At 72.4% G+C, this 15504-nt stretch carries 16 protein-coding genes and 1 pseudogene; 13 read left to right on the top strand and 4 right to left on the bottom strand.

The genetic code is table 11. The features are described 5' to 3' along the window. Positions 1–10: 10 nt before the first annotated feature. The 3 genes from ACFZBB_RS07225 (at position 11) to ACFZBB_RS07215 (ending at position 2524) form a co-directional block, all read left to right on the top strand. Entirely contained in the window at positions 11–769 is a 759-nt protein-coding gene (locus tag ACFZBB_RS07225; protein WP_391118703.1) for an SDR family NAD(P)-dependent oxidoreductase, read from the top strand. Further along, the gene (locus tag ACFZBB_RS07220) at positions 748–1839 is read left to right on the top strand and encodes a low specificity L-threonine aldolase (protein ID WP_355343804.1); all 1092 of its coding nucleotides are present in this window, start codon (positions 748–750) and stop codon (positions 1837–1839) included. Before ACFZBB_RS07225 ends, ACFZBB_RS07220 begins: the two co-directional genes overlap by 22 nt. A gap of 82 nt (positions 1840–1921) precedes the next feature. Further along, positions 1922–2524, top strand: coding sequence for a transglutaminase domain-containing protein (locus tag ACFZBB_RS07215; protein ID WP_391118700.1), 603 nt, complete (start codon positions 1922–1924; stop codon positions 2522–2524). A gap of 36 nt (positions 2525–2560) precedes the next feature. Here ACFZBB_RS07215 and ACFZBB_RS07210 read toward each other — a convergent pair whose 3' ends face one another. Next, complete coding sequence (locus ACFZBB_RS07210) at positions 2561–3307, bottom strand: 1-acyl-sn-glycerol-3-phosphate acyltransferase (protein ID WP_391118698.1); 747 nt, start codon at positions 3305–3307, stop codon at positions 2561–2563. 159 nt (positions 3308–3466) lie between these two features. Next, positions 3467–3874, bottom strand: a complete 408-nt coding sequence (locus ACFZBB_RS07205) for a DUF4395 family protein (protein WP_391118696.1) — start codon at positions 3872–3874, stop codon at positions 3467–3469. A gap of 183 nt (positions 3875–4057) precedes the next feature. Here ACFZBB_RS07205 and ACFZBB_RS07200 point away from each other — a divergent pair, with 183 nt between their 5' ends. From ACFZBB_RS07200 to ACFZBB_RS07180, 5 genes are all read left to right on the top strand, one after another. Continuing rightward, positions 4058–4471: a thioredoxin domain-containing protein gene (locus tag ACFZBB_RS07200; protein ID WP_391050214.1), complete on the top strand. Its 414-nt coding sequence runs from the start codon at positions 4058–4060 to the stop codon at positions 4469–4471. A 272-nt stretch (positions 4472–4743) separates the two neighbouring features. Beyond that, the gene (locus ACFZBB_RS07195) at positions 4744–5274 is read left to right on the top strand and encodes a flavin reductase (protein ID WP_391119284.1); all 531 of its coding nucleotides are present in this window, start codon (positions 4744–4746) and stop codon (positions 5272–5274) included. A gap of 206 nt (positions 5275–5480) precedes the next feature. Continuing rightward, complete coding sequence (locus ACFZBB_RS07190) at positions 5481–6266, top strand: electron transfer flavoprotein subunit beta/FixA family protein (RefSeq protein WP_355343822.1); 786 nt, start codon at positions 5481–5483, stop codon at positions 6264–6266. A gap of 100 nt (positions 6267–6366) precedes the next feature. Further along, a complete protein-coding gene (locus tag ACFZBB_RS07185; protein ID WP_355343825.1) occupies positions 6367–7329 on the top strand; it encodes an electron transfer flavoprotein subunit alpha/FixB family protein in 963 nt (320 codons plus the stop codon). A gap of 144 nt (positions 7330–7473) precedes the next feature. Next, positions 7474–8766: a DUF6986 family protein gene (locus ACFZBB_RS07180; RefSeq protein ID WP_391118694.1), complete on the top strand. Its 1293-nt coding sequence runs from the start codon at positions 7474–7476 to the stop codon at positions 8764–8766. A gap of 251 nt (positions 8767–9017) precedes the next feature. Here ACFZBB_RS07180 and ACFZBB_RS07175 read toward each other — a convergent pair whose 3' ends face one another. Next, a complete protein-coding gene (locus ACFZBB_RS07175; protein WP_355343831.1) occupies positions 9018–10007 on the bottom strand; it encodes a LacI family DNA-binding transcriptional regulator in 990 nt (329 codons plus the stop codon). 177 nt (positions 10008–10184) lie between these two features. Here ACFZBB_RS07175 and ACFZBB_RS07170 point away from each other — a divergent pair, with 177 nt between their 5' ends. The 5 genes and pseudogenes from ACFZBB_RS07170 (at position 10185) to ACFZBB_RS07150 (ending at position 13974) form a co-directional block, all read left to right on the top strand. Beyond that, positions 10185–11156: an ROK family protein gene (locus ACFZBB_RS07170; protein ID WP_355343834.1), complete on the top strand. Its 972-nt coding sequence runs from the start codon at positions 10185–10187 to the stop codon at positions 11154–11156. Between the two features lie 286 nt (positions 11157–11442). Next, positions 11443–11634 (top strand): annotated as a pseudogene (locus ACFZBB_RS07165) (MFS transporter); the annotation flags it as partial. A gap of 148 nt (positions 11635–11782) precedes the next feature. After that, positions 11783–12091, top strand: coding sequence for a hypothetical protein (locus ACFZBB_RS07160; RefSeq protein ID WP_391119307.1), 309 nt, complete (start codon positions 11783–11785; stop codon positions 12089–12091). Then, positions 12076–12633: a hypothetical protein gene (locus ACFZBB_RS07155; protein WP_391118692.1), complete on the top strand. Its 558-nt coding sequence runs from the start codon at positions 12076–12078 to the stop codon at positions 12631–12633. The genes ACFZBB_RS07160 and ACFZBB_RS07155 overlap by 16 nt, the downstream gene beginning before the upstream one ends. A gap of 306 nt (positions 12634–12939) precedes the next feature. Then, on the top strand, positions 12940–13974 hold the full coding sequence (locus tag ACFZBB_RS07150) for an NUDIX domain-containing protein (protein ID WP_391118690.1): 1035 nt from the start codon (positions 12940–12942) through the stop codon (positions 13972–13974). 84 nt (positions 13975–14058) lie between these two features. Here ACFZBB_RS07150 and ACFZBB_RS07145 read toward each other — a convergent pair whose 3' ends face one another. Continuing rightward, positions 14059–15432, bottom strand: coding sequence for a M20/M25/M40 family metallo-hydrolase (locus ACFZBB_RS07145; protein ID WP_391118688.1), 1374 nt, complete (start codon positions 15430–15432; stop codon positions 14059–14061). Positions 15433–15504 lie beyond the last annotated feature (72 nt).

The following is a 15504-nucleotide window of genomic DNA, read 5'->3' as shown; positions in this document are numbered from 1 at the left end:
GGAGGCGGACATGACGACCGACACGTACACGGGTGGTCTCGACGGAGCGGTGATCGCCGTGGCGGGCGCGGGCGGCTCCGCGGGGCGGGCGGTACTGCAACGGCTCGCGCGCGAGGGCGGCCATGTGATCGCCGCCGACGCCGACCCCGAGCGGCTGGCCGAGGCCGTCGACGCGGCGCGGTACGACGCGGGCGGCGCTGACATCACCGGCGAGATCGTCGACCTGCTCGACCTGGAGGCGAGCCAGGACTGGGCCGGCCGGATCGAGAAGGACCACGGCAGGGTCGACGGCCTGGTCCACCTCGTGGGCGGGTGGCGCGGCTCCGCGTCCTTCCCCGAGACCGACCTCGGCGACTGGGACGTGCTGCACAAGCTGCTGATCCGTACCGTGCAGAACACCTCGCTCGCCTTCCACGACGGCCTCATGCGCAGCCACGGCGGCCGGTACGTGCTGATCAGCGCGTCCGGCGCCACCACGCCGACCGCGGGCAACGCCGCCTACTCCGCGGCCAAGGCCGCGGCCGAGGCGTGGACACTCGCGCTGGGCGACTCCTTCCGCAAGCTCGGCGGCGCCGACGGACCCACGGCGGCGGCCACTGTGCTGGTGATCAAGGCGTTGGTGCACGATGAGATGCGGGCCACGCGCCCGAACGCCAAATTCGCCGGCTTCACCGACGTACGCGACCTCGCCGAGGCCATCGCGGACGTCTGGGACCAGAGCCCTACGGAAGTGAACGGGACCCGACAGTGGCTGACGCCCCGACCGTGACAGAACAGCTCGCCAGCGACGCCGTGCGCCGCCACGACCCGCAGGTGCGCGGCTTCGCCAGTGACAACTACGCCGGGGTGCACCCGGAGATCCTCACCGCGCTCGCCCTCGCCAACGGCGGCCATCAGCCCGCCTACGGCGGGGACGAGTACACCGGCCACCTCCAGGAGGTCTTCCGCGGCCACTTCGGCCCGCGCGCGGAGGTCTTCCCGGTCTTCAACGGCACCGGCGCCAACGTGACGGCCCTCCAGGCCGTCACCGAGCGCTGGGGCGCGGTGATCTGCGCCGAGTCCGCGCACATCCACGTGGACGAGTGCGGCGCCCCCGAGCGGGTCGGCGGCCTGAAGCTGCTCACCGTCCCGACCCCGGACGGCAAGCTCACCCCCGAGCTGATCGACCGGCAGGCGTACGGCTTCTCCGACGAGCACCGGGCCCAGCCGCAGGTCGTCTCGATCACCCAGACCACCGAACTGGGCACCTGCTACACGCCCGAGGAGATCAAGGCGATCTGCGACCACGCGCACCAGCTCGGCATGGCCGTGCACCTGGACGGCGCGCGGATCGCCAACGCGGCGGCCGGCCTCGACGTGCCCCTGGCCCGCTTCACCACCGAGGCGGGCGTGGACATCCTCTCGTTCGGCGGCACCAAGAACGGCCTGCTGCTCGGCGAGTGCGTGGTCGTCCTGAGCCCCGAGCGGGTGCGCGCCATCGACTACCTGCGCAAGCTGTCGATGCAGCTCGCCTCCAAGATGCGGTTCGTCTCCGTGCAGTTCGAGGCGCTGCTCTCGGGCGACCTGTGGCTGCGCAGCGCCGCCCACGCCAACGCGATGGCCCGCCGCCTGGAGCAGGCCGTACAGGGCGTGGACGGGGTCACCGTGCTGCGGCCGGTGCAGTCCAACGCCGTCTTCGCGCTGCTGCCGCGCGAGGTCAGCGAGCGGCTGCAGAAGCGTTACCGCTTCTACTTCTGGGACGAGTCGACGGGCGAGGTCCGTTGGATGTGCTCCTTCGACACGACCGAGTCGGACGTGGACGGCTTCGCCGCCGCGCTCGAGGAGGAGATGCGGGCCTAGCGTCCCGGAATCGGTCGCATGAGTATGCGGTTGGCAGTAATTCGATTGATTGAGTGGTCGGCGGTTTCCTAGGCTCCCGCACATGGAGCTGATCCTGGAGACCGCCGACCTCTCGGCGTATACGGCCGCCGACGACGTCATCGACCACGGCCACCCACGGGTGCGCGACACCGTGGCCGCGCTGCTGGCCCGTACCACCGGACCGCATGACTATGCGCGGGCCGCCTTCGTATTCGTCCGCGACGCGATCCCGCACTCCTTCGACTCCGGCGACGACCGCGTCACCTGGCGGGCCTCCGACGTGCTGGAGCAGCGCACCGGCATCTGCTATGCCAAGTCGCACGCGCTGACGGCGCTGCTGCGCGCCGCGTCCATCCCCACGGGGCTCTGCTACCAGCGGCTCACGGACGACGACGGTACGGACCCGGTGGTCCACGGCCTGATCGCCCTGCTGCTGCCGGGGCGCGACCACTGGTCACGGCTGGACGCGCGCGGCAACAAACCCGGCGTCGACGCGCGCTTCTCGCTGGACGAGGAACGGCTCGCGTGGGCGGCGCGCCCGGCGATCGGCGAGGCCGACTATCCGCTCGTGCACGCGGCGCCGCCCACGGCCGTACTGGAGGCCCTGCGCGGCGCGCGCGACCGGTCGGAACTGGCCAGGACGCTGCCCACCGAACTGCCGTGAGAACGCCGTCGCGTCCCGCGTCCGGCGGGCGTCGCCTCAGCTCGGCTCGGGCTGCTGCTCGCGGTCCCTGGCCGCAGCTTCCTCAGGCGTCGGGGCGGTGCCGCCCAGATGCGCGGGCAGCCACCAGCGGTCGGCGGGGCCCGAAGGCTTGCCCGGATACGTACGCTGCGCGTCGTCCAGCAGTTCCTGCACCCGCAGCCGCAGCCGCCGGGTGAGCGCTCCCGCCTTCTCGTTCTCCTGCGGGCGCATCTGCTCGCCGATCCGCAGCGTGACCGGGAACTTGCTGCGGCCCAGATTGCGCGGGTGCCCCTTCGTCCACAGCCGCTGAGTGCCCCACAGCGCCATCGGCAGCAGTGGCACACCGGCCTCCATCGCCAGCCGGGCCGCACCCGACTTGAACGACTTCAACGTGAACGACTGCGAGATGGTCGCCTCGGGGAAGACCCCGATGATCTCACCGCCGCGCAGGGCGTCCAAGGCGTGCGCGTACGCGTGCATGCCCTCGGAGCGGTCCACCGGAATGTGCTTCATGGCGCGCATCAGCGGACCCGACACCTTGTGCCGGAAAACCGATTCCTTCGCCATGAAGCGCACCAGGCGCTTGGCGGGCAGGGTCGTCAGACCGCAGAAGACGAAGTCCAGATAGCCGATGTGGTTGCTGACGAGCAGGGCGCCGCCTTGGCGGGGGACGTTCTCGGTGCCCCGGATGTCGAATTTGAGCCCCTGCACCTTGAACATGGTGCGGGCACAAGCGATCACCGGTGGGTAGACGAGTTCGGCCATGTCGGGGCACCTGCTCTCTCCGGGGCGGCGCTCCCGGCGGAAGTTACGCGCCCGTAAGTTGTTCGGCCGCTGAGCGATGGTGCCCCGCCAGCGGGCCCCCTGTCATCCCGGGGACCGGTGCCAAGGCGAGATTCTTCTCACGACCTGCGGCGGAACCCATCAGGCTGCTGCCCGTTTCAGCAGCAGATACACCTCGCACCCCAGGCAGTAGGCGAAAGCGGCGTTGAGGAAGGCGGCGGCGAGCGCGCATGCGGTGGCCGCCAGGCCCAGCCACTGCGGGCCCACCAGATAGCCGACGACACCGATCACGGAGAAGCCGAAACCCACCGCCTGCGCGAACCGCGGCGGGGCCGCGTCCTCGGTACCGGGCGGCGGCCCCAGCCTGGGCCGCACCAGGGTGCGGAAAACCCAGCCGTACGGCGAATTCTGCACTCCGGCCACCGCTCCCACCGCGAAGACCGCGGCCTGAACGGCCAGCAGCCAGCCGCTGCCGGTGATCAGCACGACCGCCAGCACCACCGTGGTGAGGGACGCACCGAAACGGGGCCCTCGTACATCGATCTCCATGGCTGAAATAATGGCCGACCAGCGACGGAACGCGACCGCGGGAATCATTGCGTTCGCATGAACGCTGCACGGATCGGACAGACGCGGGCGGGAAGCCGCCGGGCGTACGACCGTGTGTATGACCGGACGTATGACCAGGCGTATGAGACGTACGAGATGTGTGAGCGGACGAGGAGCACGGCGTTGACGGGACTGGTGGTCTGCCTGGCCGTACTGCTGGCCGCGAGCGCCTACGGGCTGGTGCACCGGCGCAGGGACGGGAGAATCAGGGTGCGGACGAAGGACGGCGACGAGCGGCTGACGGCCGCTGACCTCGGCGGGCCGCTGGGGGAGCGCGCCACCCTGGTGCAGTTCTCCAGCGCCTTCTGCGCGCCCTGCCGGGCCACCCGGCGCGTGCTCGACGAGGTGGCGGGCATGGTGGACGGCGTCCGGCACGTCGAGATCGACGCCGAGGCGCACCTGGAGCTGGTCAGGCGGCTGAGCGTCCTCAAGACACCGACCGTGTTCGTCCTCGACGCGGACGGCGCGATCGTGCGCAGGGCCGCCGGTCAGCCGCGCAAGGCGGACGTCATCGCCGCGCTGGGCGCGGCTGTCTGACGAGCCGGCCGGGCGGGCCGATCTGAGGGGCTGTCAGCCTAGGGGGAGCGCGGTGTGACGGAAATTCCATATTCCGGGCGGGTCTTGACGTGACCCCGCCCGAATCGTCACTCTGACGTTATGTCGCAAGACCACTTTCTGTACGCGTATCTGTACGCGCGCGCCGATGTCGACTTCGGTCGGCACTCCAGCGCGCGTTGTCCGAGCTGCTGAGCGCCCACGACCCGCACTCCGCCGCTCGACCGCTTCAGAAGGATCTGACCGTGACTGCCATCAGCGATCACCCCGCCGCCTTTGACTCCTCGGCCTTCGACCCCGCGCCCGGCCCCGCTCTCGACCCCGCAGTCTTCCGTTCGGTCTTCCGCCGCCACGCGGCCGGGGTCGCCGTGATCACCGCCGCGGGCCCCGATCCCGTCGGCTTCACCGCCACCTCCCTGACCTCGGTGTCCGCCGAGCCGCCGCTGCTCTCCTTCGGCATCAGCCTGGGGTCGTCGAGCTGGCCGACCGTCGCCGAGGCGTCGTTCGTCGGCGTCCACATACTCGGCGAGCACCAGGAAGTGCTGGCCGGCACGTTCGCCCGCAGCGGCGCCGACCGCTTCGGCCCCGCCACCGCCTGGGCGTCCGGCCCGCACGGCGTCCCGCTGCTCGACGAGGTACCGGCCTGGCTGGTGTGCCGCGTCGTGGCGCGCATCCCGGCGGGCGACCACCGGATCGTCATCGCCCAGGCCGTCGCCGGTGACCCCCAGGGTCCCGGCCGCCCGCTCCTCTACCACCAGGGCGGCTTCAACTCACTCGGCCACTGACGGCGGCGGCGTCGGCCACATCACAGTTCAAGGTCCTTGCTAACGGGGAACCAGCTCTGTGTACTGGCGAGTAATATTTCTGTCGGGGCAGTTGCTGCGTCCCGGCGGGGAGCCGCCGCCGCGGACGCCTATGCTGCCATTCCGGGGCGGATTCCGGGGCAGTTGGACGAAGACGTTGCAACGATGCAGTAGGTAGGAGAGCTGGCGTGAGTTTGAGGATCGTAGTCGCAGTGAAGTACGTGCCCGATGCCACGGGCGACCGTCACTTCGCCGAGGACCTGACCACTGACCGCGACGCGGTGGACGGCCTGCTCTCCGAGCTGGACGAGTACGCGGTCGAGCAGGCGCTGCAGATCGCCGACGCGGCGGACGACGCGGAGATCACGGTGCTGACCGTGGGTCCCGAGGACGCGAAGGACGCGTTGCGCAAGGCGCTGTCGATGGGCGCGGACAAGGCGATCCACGTCGAGGACGACGGCCTGCACGGCACGGACATCCTCGGCACGTCGCTGGTGCTGGCCAAGGCCATCGAGCGCGCGGGCTTCGACCTCGTCGTGACCGGCATGGCCTCGACCGACGGCACGGCGGGCGTGGTGCCCGCGCTGCTGGCTGAGCGGCTGGGCGTGCCGCAGGTGACGTTCCTGTCCGAGGTGTCGGTCGAGGACGGCAAGGTGACCGGCCGCCGCGACGGCGACGCGGCCAGCGAGCGGCTGGAGGCGTCGCTTCCGGCGCTGGTCTCGGTGACCGACCAGTCGGGCGAGGCCCGTTACCCCTCGTTCAAGGGGATCATGGCGGCGAAGAAGAAGCCGGTGGAGGCCCTGGACCTGTCGGACCTGGGTCTGGACGCGGCCGAGGTGGGCCTGGCCGGTGCGTGGACGGCCGTCGAGGACGCCACGCAGCGTCCGGCGCGGACGGCGGGCACGATCGTGAAGGACGAGGGCGAGGGCGGCAAGCAACTCGCGGAGTACCTGGCGAGCCAGAAGTTCATCTGACCGGATGCCGGGCGCCCTCCCGGGCACTGGCCCAGGGCCCGCTTCCGGCCGTTCCGGTCCGTATCCGCCCCGTCAAACTTTTTCGTAGGAGTGCATTTCCATGGGTGAAGTCCTCGTCTATGTCGACCACGTGGACGGTGCCGTCCGCAAGCCGACTCTCGAACTGCTGACGCTGGCCCGCCGGATCGGTGAGCCGGTCGCGGTCCACCTCGGCCCCGGCGCCGACGCCGCCGCCTCCGTGCTGGGCGAGCACGGCGCCGTGCGGGTACTGGCCGCCGACGCGCCGGAGTTCGCCGACTACCTCGTCGTACCGAAGGTCGACGCGCTGGAGGCCGCCGCCAAGGCGGTGAGCCCGGTCGCGGTCCTGGTGCCGTCCTCCGCCGAGGGCAAGGAGATCGCCGCGCGGCTCGCGCTGCGCCTGGGCTCGGGCCTGATCACCGACGCGATCGACGTGGAGGCCGGCGCCGACGGCCCGGTGGCCACGCAGTCGGCGTTCGCCGCCGCCTTCACGACCCGCTCCCGGGTCAGCACGGGCGTCCCCGTCATCACGGTGAAGCCGAACTCCGCGCCGGTCGAGGCGGCTTCGGCGGCCGGGACGGTCGAGGCGCTGGAGGTGGCCTTCGGTGAACTGGCCACCGGCACCAAGGTCGTCTCGCGGACCCCGCGGGAGTCGACCGGGCGTCCTGAGCTGACCGAGGCCGCGATCGTGGTCTCCGGCGGTCGCGGTGTCAACGGCGCCGAGAACTTCTCGGTCATCGAGGCGCTGGCGGACTCCCTGGGTGCGGCCGTGGGCGCGTCGCGCGCGGCGGTGGACGCGGGCTGGTACCCGCACACCAACCAGGTCGGCCAGACCGGCAAGTCGGTGTCGCCGCAGCTCTACATCGCCAACGGCATCTCGGGTGCGATCCAGCACCGCGCGGGCATGCAGACGTCCAAGACGATCGTCGCGGTGAACAAGGACGCGGAGGCGCCGATCTTCGACCTCGTCGACTACGGCGTCGTCGGCGACCTCTTCCAGGTCGTTCCCCAGCTCACCGAGGAGATCAAGGCCCGCAAGGGCTGACCGACCCCTCCCGACGGCCCCCGCACGCCAACCGCGTGCGGGGGCCGTCGTCCGTCCGGCGCCCCCCTGGTGGGGTGTTGACCTCGGCCTACGGCACGGCTAGCTTCACTTCAACGATTTGTTGAATTTCCGGGAGGGTGGCACATGGCGCAGGGCTCAGCGGGCGCGGCGGCGGCCGGTACGACACTGGCGGACGCGGTACGGGCGGACATCGGCGCCGGCCTGGCCGGCACCGACGCCGAACTGGCCCGCCGATACCCCGGTGACCCCGGCACCCGGCAGCCCGTGCACACCGTCTACGTACCCGCCGACGCCTTCGGCCCCCGGACCGTACGCGCCTGGGGCGACCAGGCGCTGGCCGCACTCGACGCCCACGCCCCGGACGCCGCCGCGCTCGCCGCCGTACTCGGCCTTCCCCGGGGGCCGTCCACCGGGCTGGCCGCCGAGGTCCACGACCGGGTGCGGGCCAAGCTGGAGCGCGAGCCCGTCGAGGACCTGCGGATCGACTTCGAGGACGGCTACGGGCCGCGCCCCGACACCGAGGAGGACGCGGCGGCCGTGGCCGCCGCCCGCACCGTGACGGCCGCCGTCGCGGACGGCAGCGCGCCGCCGTACGTCGGCATCCGGATGAAGTGCATGGAGGCGGCGGTCCGCGACCGGGGCATCCGTACGCTCGACCTCTTCCTGACCGCCCTGCTGGACGGCGGCGGCCTGCCCGACGGGCTGCTGCTGACACTGCCCAAGGTGACCTTCCCCGCGCAGGTCGCGGCGATGGCGCGGCTGTGCGAGGAGTTCGAGCGGGCGGCGGGACTGCCGCGAGGGCGGATCGGCTTCGAGATCCAGGTCGAGACCACCCAGGCCATCCTCGGCCCCGACGGCACGGTGACCGTGCCCCGGCTGATCGACGCCGCCAAGGGCCGCGCCACCGGCCTGCACTACGGCACCTTCGACTACAGCGCCGCGTGCGGGGTCAGCGCCGCCCACCAGTCGATGGACCATCCGGCCGCCGACTACGCCAAGGCGGTCATGCAGGTCGCCGCGGCGGGCACCGGCGTCCGGCTGTCCGACGGCTCCACCAACGTGCTCCCCGTCGGGCCGGCCGAGCAGGTGCACGACGCCTGGCGCCTGCACTACCGCCTGGTCCGCCGCTCACTGGCCCGCGCGTACTACCAGGGCTGGGACATGCACCCCGCCCACCTGCCGACCCGCTACGCCGCCGTTTACGCCTTCTACCGCGAGGGCCTGGACGCCTCCGCCGCCCGCCTCGCCGCCTACGTCGCCAAGGCGGGCGGCGACGTCATGGACGAGCCCGCCACCGCCCGCGCCCTCAGCGGCTACCTGCTGCGCGGCCTCGACTGCGGCGCCATCGACGCCGAGGAGGTCACCGAGCGCACCGGCCTCGGCCGCGCGGAGCTGGACACGCTGGCGGGCCGCTAGGGCCTGTTCTGCGGATCACTGCGGCGTCCCGGCGCCCGGCACGCACGTCTGCCGCGTTGTCGTCGGTCGACGACGCTCCGCGTCGCCTCCCTCCTCCGCCTTGCATCCGCACGCACCGGACACCGCTCCTTCCCCACGGAGACCCACACAACAGCCCCTAGGGGCCTGTCCTGCGGATCGCGAACGGCCCCTTACGCGGCGGGCGCATGCCCGCCCGATAAGGACCGATGCCGTACGGGCTCGGCGGGTGCTCAGTCGGACGGGGGGATCTCGCCGGAGCCGCGGGCGATCAGGCGGGCGGGGAGCTCCAGCCGGGCGGGGGCGGCGTCCGCGCCGCCCTCCAGGCGGCGGAAGAGCAACTGCGCCGCGCTGCGTCCGAGCCCCGGCGAGTCCTGGGCGACGACGCTGACCGGCGGGTCGAGCAGATCGGCGAGTTCGAAGTCGTCGAAGCCGACCAGGGCGACCGGGCGCGGGTGGTGGGACAGCACGCGCACCGCCGTGACGGTGACGCGGTTGTTGCCCGCGAACAGCGCCGTCACCGGCTCGGGACCGGACAGCAGGGACGCCAGGACGGCGCGGACCCGCTCGGGGTTGGTCGGGCCCATCGAGTACCACTCGGGCCTGATCGTCAGCCCCGCGTCGGCCATCGCCTCGCGGTAGCCGCGCAGCCGCTCGGCGGCGGTGTGAATGCCCGGCTGGTCACCGATGAAGCCGATCCTGCGGTGTCCGTGCGCGATCAGATGCGCGACACCGTCGCGGGTACCGCCCGCGTTGTCGGTCAGCACCATGTCCGCGTCGATCCGGCCCGCAGGACGGTCGACGAAGACCGTGGCCACGCCGGCCTCGATCTCCGGGACCAGATAGCGGTGGTCGTCACCCGCGGGCACCACGATCAGCCCGTCCACCCGGCGGGCGCAGAACGCCAGCACCAACTCCTGCTCACGCCGCGGGTCCTCGGCGCTCGACCCGGTGAACAGCAGCGCGCCGTTGGCCCGCGCCACGTCCTCGACCGCCCTGCTGAGCGGGGCGTAGAACGGGTCGGCGAGGTCTTCGAGCACCAGGCCGACACTGGCGGTGCGGCGGGTGCGCAGCAGCCGCGCGCTGTCGTTGCGCCGGAAGCCGAGCGCGTCGATCGCCGCCTGGACGCGGGCTACCGTGTCCGGGGTGACGCCGGGCTCCTCGTTCACCACCCGCGACACCGTCTTGAGGCCGACGCCCGCTCGGGCGGCGACATCTTTCATGGTGGGCCGGGGAACTCGTCCAGAACTGTGGGTCACGATCGTAGTATTCCCTGCGGGAAGAGTTGGACAACGTTGTCAGAGTTAGGCGAGACTATCTCTGGTGCCGTTTCCGCGGAACCCCGGGCGATTCGCCAGGATATTCGTCAGGAACGTCAGGAAAGAGGAGATCCCCGAGCGATGCACCCCCAAGGCGCTACCGGTCCACTCGTGGCCGCAATCGACATCGGCGGTACGAAGATCGCCGGGGCGCTCATCGACGCGGAGGGGCGACTGCTGGCGCGGGCGCTGCGGGCGACGCCCGCGGGGGAGGACGGCGAGACGGTGGTGCGGGCGGTCACCGACGTGATCGCCGAGCTGCGGGCCACCGCCGTGTGGCCCCGCGTCGTCGCCGTCGGCATCGGCAGCGCGGGTCCCGTCGACGCCGCGCACGGCACCGTCAGCCCGGTCAACGTGCCCGGCTGGCGCGAATTCCCGCTCGTCGCGCGGGTGTCCGACGCGGTCGGCGGCCTGCCCGTCGTCCTCACCGGGGACGGGGTCGCCATGACCGCGGCCGAGCACTGGCAGGGAGCCGCCCGCGGTTACGACAACGCGCTGTGCATGGTCGTCTCCACCGGGGTCGGCGGCGGTCTGGTCCTCGGCGGCGCCCTCCTTCCCGGGCCCACCGGCAATGCCGGGCACATCGGTCACATCAGCGTCGACCTCGACGGTGATCTCTGCCCGTGCGGGTCGCGCGGCTGCGTCGAGCGGATCGCCAGCGGGCCGAACATCGCGCGCCGCGCGCTGGACGGAGGCTGGGTGCCGCCCGCCGGTGCCGCGCCCACGGCGGCGGCCGTCGCCGAGGCCGCGCGCGGCGGGGACGCCGTCGCGCTGGCCTCCTTCGACCGGGCCGCGCAGGCGCTCGCGGCCGGGATCGCGGCGACCGCGACGCTCGTCGAGATCCATGTCGCCGTCATCGGCGGGGGTGTCGCGGGGGCCGGACCGATTCTCTTCGATCCTCTCCGGGAGCACCTCGCGCGGTACGCCACGCTCTCTTTCGCCGCAGGGGTCGATGTCGTGCCCGCCAAGCTCGGGACGGATGCCGGGTTGGTCGGGGCGGCGGCGGCTGCCGCGCAGGCGCTGCGGTTGGACGCCTTTACGACGACGATCTGACGGGGCGGCTCGCCGCCGGTTTCGCGTCCGCGGGGGCGGTTCCTGTGGGGGCGCGGCCCGCGGCGTGTTCGGCTCTCGTCGGGCCGGTGGCCCGACAATCCGAAGAGGTGATTGCCCCGCTGGGGTCGGCTGCGATCCGCGGGCGCGCGCTGGCTGAGCGCGCAGTTCCCCGCGCCCCTCAAAAGACCTGGCGTGCCCTCTGGCGATTGGTGACCGCGTCGCGCTGTGCCCGCGCCACCGCGTGCCGTGTCTCGTCAGGGGCGCGCTCTCCGGTGCCGCTCAGTCGATGACGGCGCTGATCGCCTTCAGGGCCTTTCAGGGGCTCGGCGGGGGCGGTCTCGCCGTGGGCGCCTTCGCGCTGATCGGCGCGCCGGTGCCGCCGCGCGAGCGGGGCCGCTACCAGGGAATGACCGCCTCGGTCATGGCGCTGGGCACCATCGGCGGCCCGCTGCTCGGCGGTTTCGTCACCGGCCACCTCGGCTGGCACTGGGCCTTCTGCATCAATCTGCCGCTCGGCCTGCTCGCGCTGGTGTGGTGCCAGGTGATGCTGCCCGCTGCCCGCTGCCCGCTGCCCGCTGCCCGCTGCCCGCGGCAAGGCCAGGATCGACTGGCTCGGCATCGTCCTCATGACGTTCACCATCTCCTCGGTCGTGCTCGCCGGGACCTGGGCGGGCGACCGTTACGCCTGGGCCCCCTGGCAGATCGGCGCGCGGGCCGTCGCCGCCGCGCTCGGCCTTGCCGCCTTCGTCGCCTCGCAGCGCCGCGTGGCCGAACCCGTCCTGCCGTTGCGGGTCTTCGACGCCCGCAACTTCCGGCTCTCGTCGATGATGATCTTCGCGGCGGGCGCCGCGATGCTCGGTGATATCCGCCGCTGTACCAGCAGAGTGTCCAGGGCGCGTCGGCCACCAGCTCCGGCCTGTTGCTGCTGCCGATGATGATCCCGGTCGTGGTTCTTTCGCAGGTCGCGGGCAAGGTCATGTCGAAGACCGGGCGTTACAAGGTCTTCCGGATCGTGGGGGCCGCGCTGATGACCGCGGGCATGCTGCTGGCCACCATGGACGTGCACACCTCCCGCACGGCGACGAGTTGCTACATGGTGGTGGCCGGTGCGGGACTCGGCCTGCTGATGCAGATGCCCACGACGATCGCCCAGAGCAGCGTCGGGATGCGGGACATGGGCGTCGCGTCCGCCGGTGTCACCCTCTTCCGTACGATCGGCGGCTCGCTCGGCGTGGCCGTTTTCGGCTCGCTGTTCACCCGGGCCACCGAGGGGCGTCTGCCGGGCGCGGGCGGCGCGGGACGGGACGCGTACGTGCGTTCCGTCGCGGCGGGGACGCATCAGATCTTCATGGTCGCCGCGGCCGTCTGCGCCGCCGCCTTCCTGGCCGCGCAGTTCGTCGAGGAGGTCCCGCTGCGCGGCAAACCGGGCGCCGCGCCGAGGCCCGCCCCTGCCGTCGCCGTGGCGGAGTCCCGCTGAGGGGCGGGGCGTTTCCGAGGACAGGGAGGCGGGAGCGACCCGCACCCTCCACCGCATCGCGTGCGGCGCCCGGCTCGACGCGGCGGGCGGCTGCCCGGTCCGCTGCGAGCACAGGGTGGCGCCCGCGGAGGAGGAGACGCGGCCCGGACCGCGCTCCGACGGCCCGCACCGCGACGGTCCGGTGTCCGTCACGCTGGCCTCCCCGCGCCGACCTCTGCGGCCGGTACGCGCCGCCGCGGGCCACGGCGCGTTTGCCGCCCACGATGATCCGGGCAATTCGTAGGGGTCTACGGAAAAGGGGGCACCGTGATCATCTGGGTGAACGGGGCGTTCGGCGCGGGGAAGACCAGCGCCGCACTGGAGATGCTGGAGCTGATACCGGAAAGCACCCTGTACGACCCCGAGGTACTCGGCGGCTGTCTGCGTCAACTGCTGCCGGAAAAACGGCTCCAAGAAGTGACCGACTATCAGGACCTGGCCATATGGCGGCGAATGGTGGTCGAGACCGCCGCCGCTCTCCTCAATGAGGTGGGCGGCGTTCTGGTGGCCCCGATGACCCTGCTGCGGCAGGACTACCGCGACGAGATCTTCGGTGGCCTCGCGTCCCGTGGCGTCGAGGTCCGGCACGTACTGCTGGAACCAGGAGAAACGATCCTGCGTGAACGCATCGCCACCAGGGACGACCACCCCGACCGCACCGGAACGAACGACCGGGCCCGCCGCTGGGCGCTGGACCGCATCGCCGACTACGAGAACGCCCTGCCGTGGCTCGCCCTGGACGCGCACATCCTGTCCACCGCGGGCCTGACCCCACGTCAGACCGCGCTGCGGGTCACCGAGGCCGTCGGGCGCGGTGCCGGGGCCTGCGGGATCGTCCAGACCCCCGAACCGACCGCGGAGACCGTGGCGTCCGGCGTCCTGCTCTTCGACGACGCCGACCGCGTCCTGCTGGTCGACCCGACCTACAAACCCGGCTGGGAGTTCCCCGGCGGCGTCGTCGAACGCGGCGAGTCGCCCGCGCGCGCCGGACACCGCGAGGTCGCCGAGGAGCTGGGGCTCGAACTCGCCCGCGGCCTCGAACTCCTCGTGGTCGACTGGGAACCGCCACGCCCGCCCGGCTACGGCGGTCTCCGCCTGATCTTCGACGGCGGCCGGGTCGCGGAAGCGGACATCGGCCGCCTGCTGCTGCCCGGCGCCGAACTGCGCGGCTGGCGCTTCGTCACCGAGGACGAGGCCGCGGGACTGCTCCCACCGGCGCGCCTCGACCGGCTGCGCTGGGCGCTGCGCGCCCGTGAACAGGGCCGCCCGCTCAACCTGGAGGCCGGGCACCCGGCCGAATGACCCCGCCCCGCCCGGCCGCCGCTGCCCCCGCCGCCGCCCACCCGGCGTGGACGACGGTGACGGCGGCCGGGTCCCGGGGGTCGGTCAGGCCGCGCCGCCCGCAGACTTGGAGGCCGCGTAGTGGCCCAGGAACAGCGCCTCCGCCAGCGACAGCCGCTCCAACTCCTGCGGCGACACGCTCTCGTTGACCGCGTGGATCTGCGCCTCCGGCTCGCTGAGGCCGATCAGCAGGATCTCGGCTCGCGGATACAGGGTCGCCAGGGTGTTGCACAGCGGGATCGAACCGCCCTGCCCGGCCACCGCCAACTCCTCCCCGTACGCCTCCCGCATCGCGTCCGCCATCGCCGTGTACGCCGGGCTCCCGGTGTCCGCGCGGAACGGTTGACCGCTGCCGCGCTGCGTCACCTCCACCTTCGCGCCCCACGGAGCCGCCGCCCGCAGATGCGCGGTCAGCGCCTCGGCCGCCTGCTCGGCCGCGGTGCCCGGCGGGACCCGGACGCTCACCAACGCGCCCGCGGTGGCCTGTACGGACGGGGTGGCGCCGACGACCGGCGGCGCGTCGATGCCCAGCACCGTCACCGAGGGACGCGCCCAGATCCGGTCCGCGACACTGCCCTTGCCGACCAGCTCCACACCGTCCAGCACCTTGGCGTCACGCCGGAAGTCCTCCTCCGGGTAGCGCAGCCCCGGCCACTCGCCCGACGAGTCGAGACCGTCGATCGTGGTCGAACCGTCCGCGTCCCGCAGCGACGCCAGGATCTGGATCAGCGCGCCGAGCGCGTCCGGCGCCGCCCCGCCGAACTGCCCCGAGTGCAGGTTGCCTTCGAGCGTCGAGACCCGCACCTCCGCCAGCACCATGCCGCGCAGCGTCGAGGTCACCGTGGGCAGCCCCACCCGGAAGTTGCCCGCGTCGCCGATCACGATCGCGTCGGCGGCCAGCAGTTCCGGGTGCTCCTCGGCGTAACGCTCAAGGCCGCCGGTGCCCTGCTCCTCGGAGCCCTCCACGATCACCTTGATGTTCACCGGAGCACCGCCGTGCTCACGCAGCGCCCGCAGCGCCGTGAGGTGCATCAGCACGCCGCCCTTGCAGTCGGCCGCGCCACGCCCGTACCAGCGGCCGTCCCGCTCGGTCAGCTCGAAGGGCGGGGACAGCCACGCGGATTCGTCCAGCGGCGGCTGCACGTCGTAGTGCGCGTACAACAGCACCGTCGGCGCGCCCTCGGGCCCCGGCAGCCAGCCGTACACCGACTGCGTGCCGTCGGGGGTGTCCAGCAGGGACACCTCCTGGAAGCCCTCCGCCCGCAGCGCGTCGGCCACCCAGACGGCCGCCTTCTCGCACTCGCTCTTCGGGAACTGTCGTTCATCGGCCACCGACGCGTACGACACCAGCTCCGCCAGCTCCGTCCGGGCACGGGGAAGCAAGGCGGCGACAGTATCGGCGAGCGGGGTGCTGGACATAGGTGCTCCTAGCAGGAATCAGGTGGCAACATCGGTCGTTGGTGCACACAACGGGGTCGCTGCCGATGGTGC

The organism is Streptomyces sp. NPDC008139 (assembly GCF_042957025.1).
Classification (GTDB): domain Bacteria; phylum Actinomycetota; class Actinomycetes; order Streptomycetales; family Streptomycetaceae; genus Actinacidiphila.
This window is presented reverse-complemented; position numbering and strand designations above follow the sequence as displayed.

Coding starts and splice junctions, on each gene's coding strand:
- ACFZBB_RS07225 (WP_391118703.1), top strand. CDS start 11: ATGACGACCGACACGTACACGGGTGGTCTCGACGGAGCGGTGATCGCC.
- ACFZBB_RS07215 (WP_391118700.1), top strand. CDS start 1,922: ATGGAGCTGATCCTGGAGACCGCCGACCTCTCGGCGTATACGGCCGCC.
- ACFZBB_RS07210 (WP_391118698.1), bottom strand. CDS start 3,307: ATGGCCGAACTCGTCTACCCACCGGTGATCGCTTGTGCCCGCACCATG.
- ACFZBB_RS07205 (WP_391118696.1), bottom strand. CDS start 3,874: ATGGAGATCGATGTACGAGGGCCCCGTTTCGGTGCGTCCCTCACCACG.
- ACFZBB_RS07185 (WP_355343825.1), top strand. CDS start 6,367: ATGGGTGAAGTCCTCGTCTATGTCGACCACGTGGACGGTGCCGTCCGC.
- ACFZBB_RS07180 (WP_391118694.1), top strand. CDS start 7,474: ATGGCGCAGGGCTCAGCGGGCGCGGCGGCGGCCGGTACGACACTGGCG.
- ACFZBB_RS07175 (WP_355343831.1), bottom strand. CDS start 10,007: ATGAAAGATGTCGCCGCCCGAGCGGGCGTCGGCCTCAAGACGGTGTCG.
- ACFZBB_RS07170 (WP_355343834.1), top strand. CDS start 10,185: ATGCACCCCCAAGGCGCTACCGGTCCACTCGTGGCCGCAATCGACATC.
- ACFZBB_RS07160 (WP_391119307.1), top strand. CDS start 11,783: ATGACGTTCACCATCTCCTCGGTCGTGCTCGCCGGGACCTGGGCGGGC.
- ACFZBB_RS07145 (WP_391118688.1), bottom strand. CDS start 15,432: ATGTCCAGCACCCCGCTCGCCGATACTGTCGCCGCCTTGCTTCCCCGT.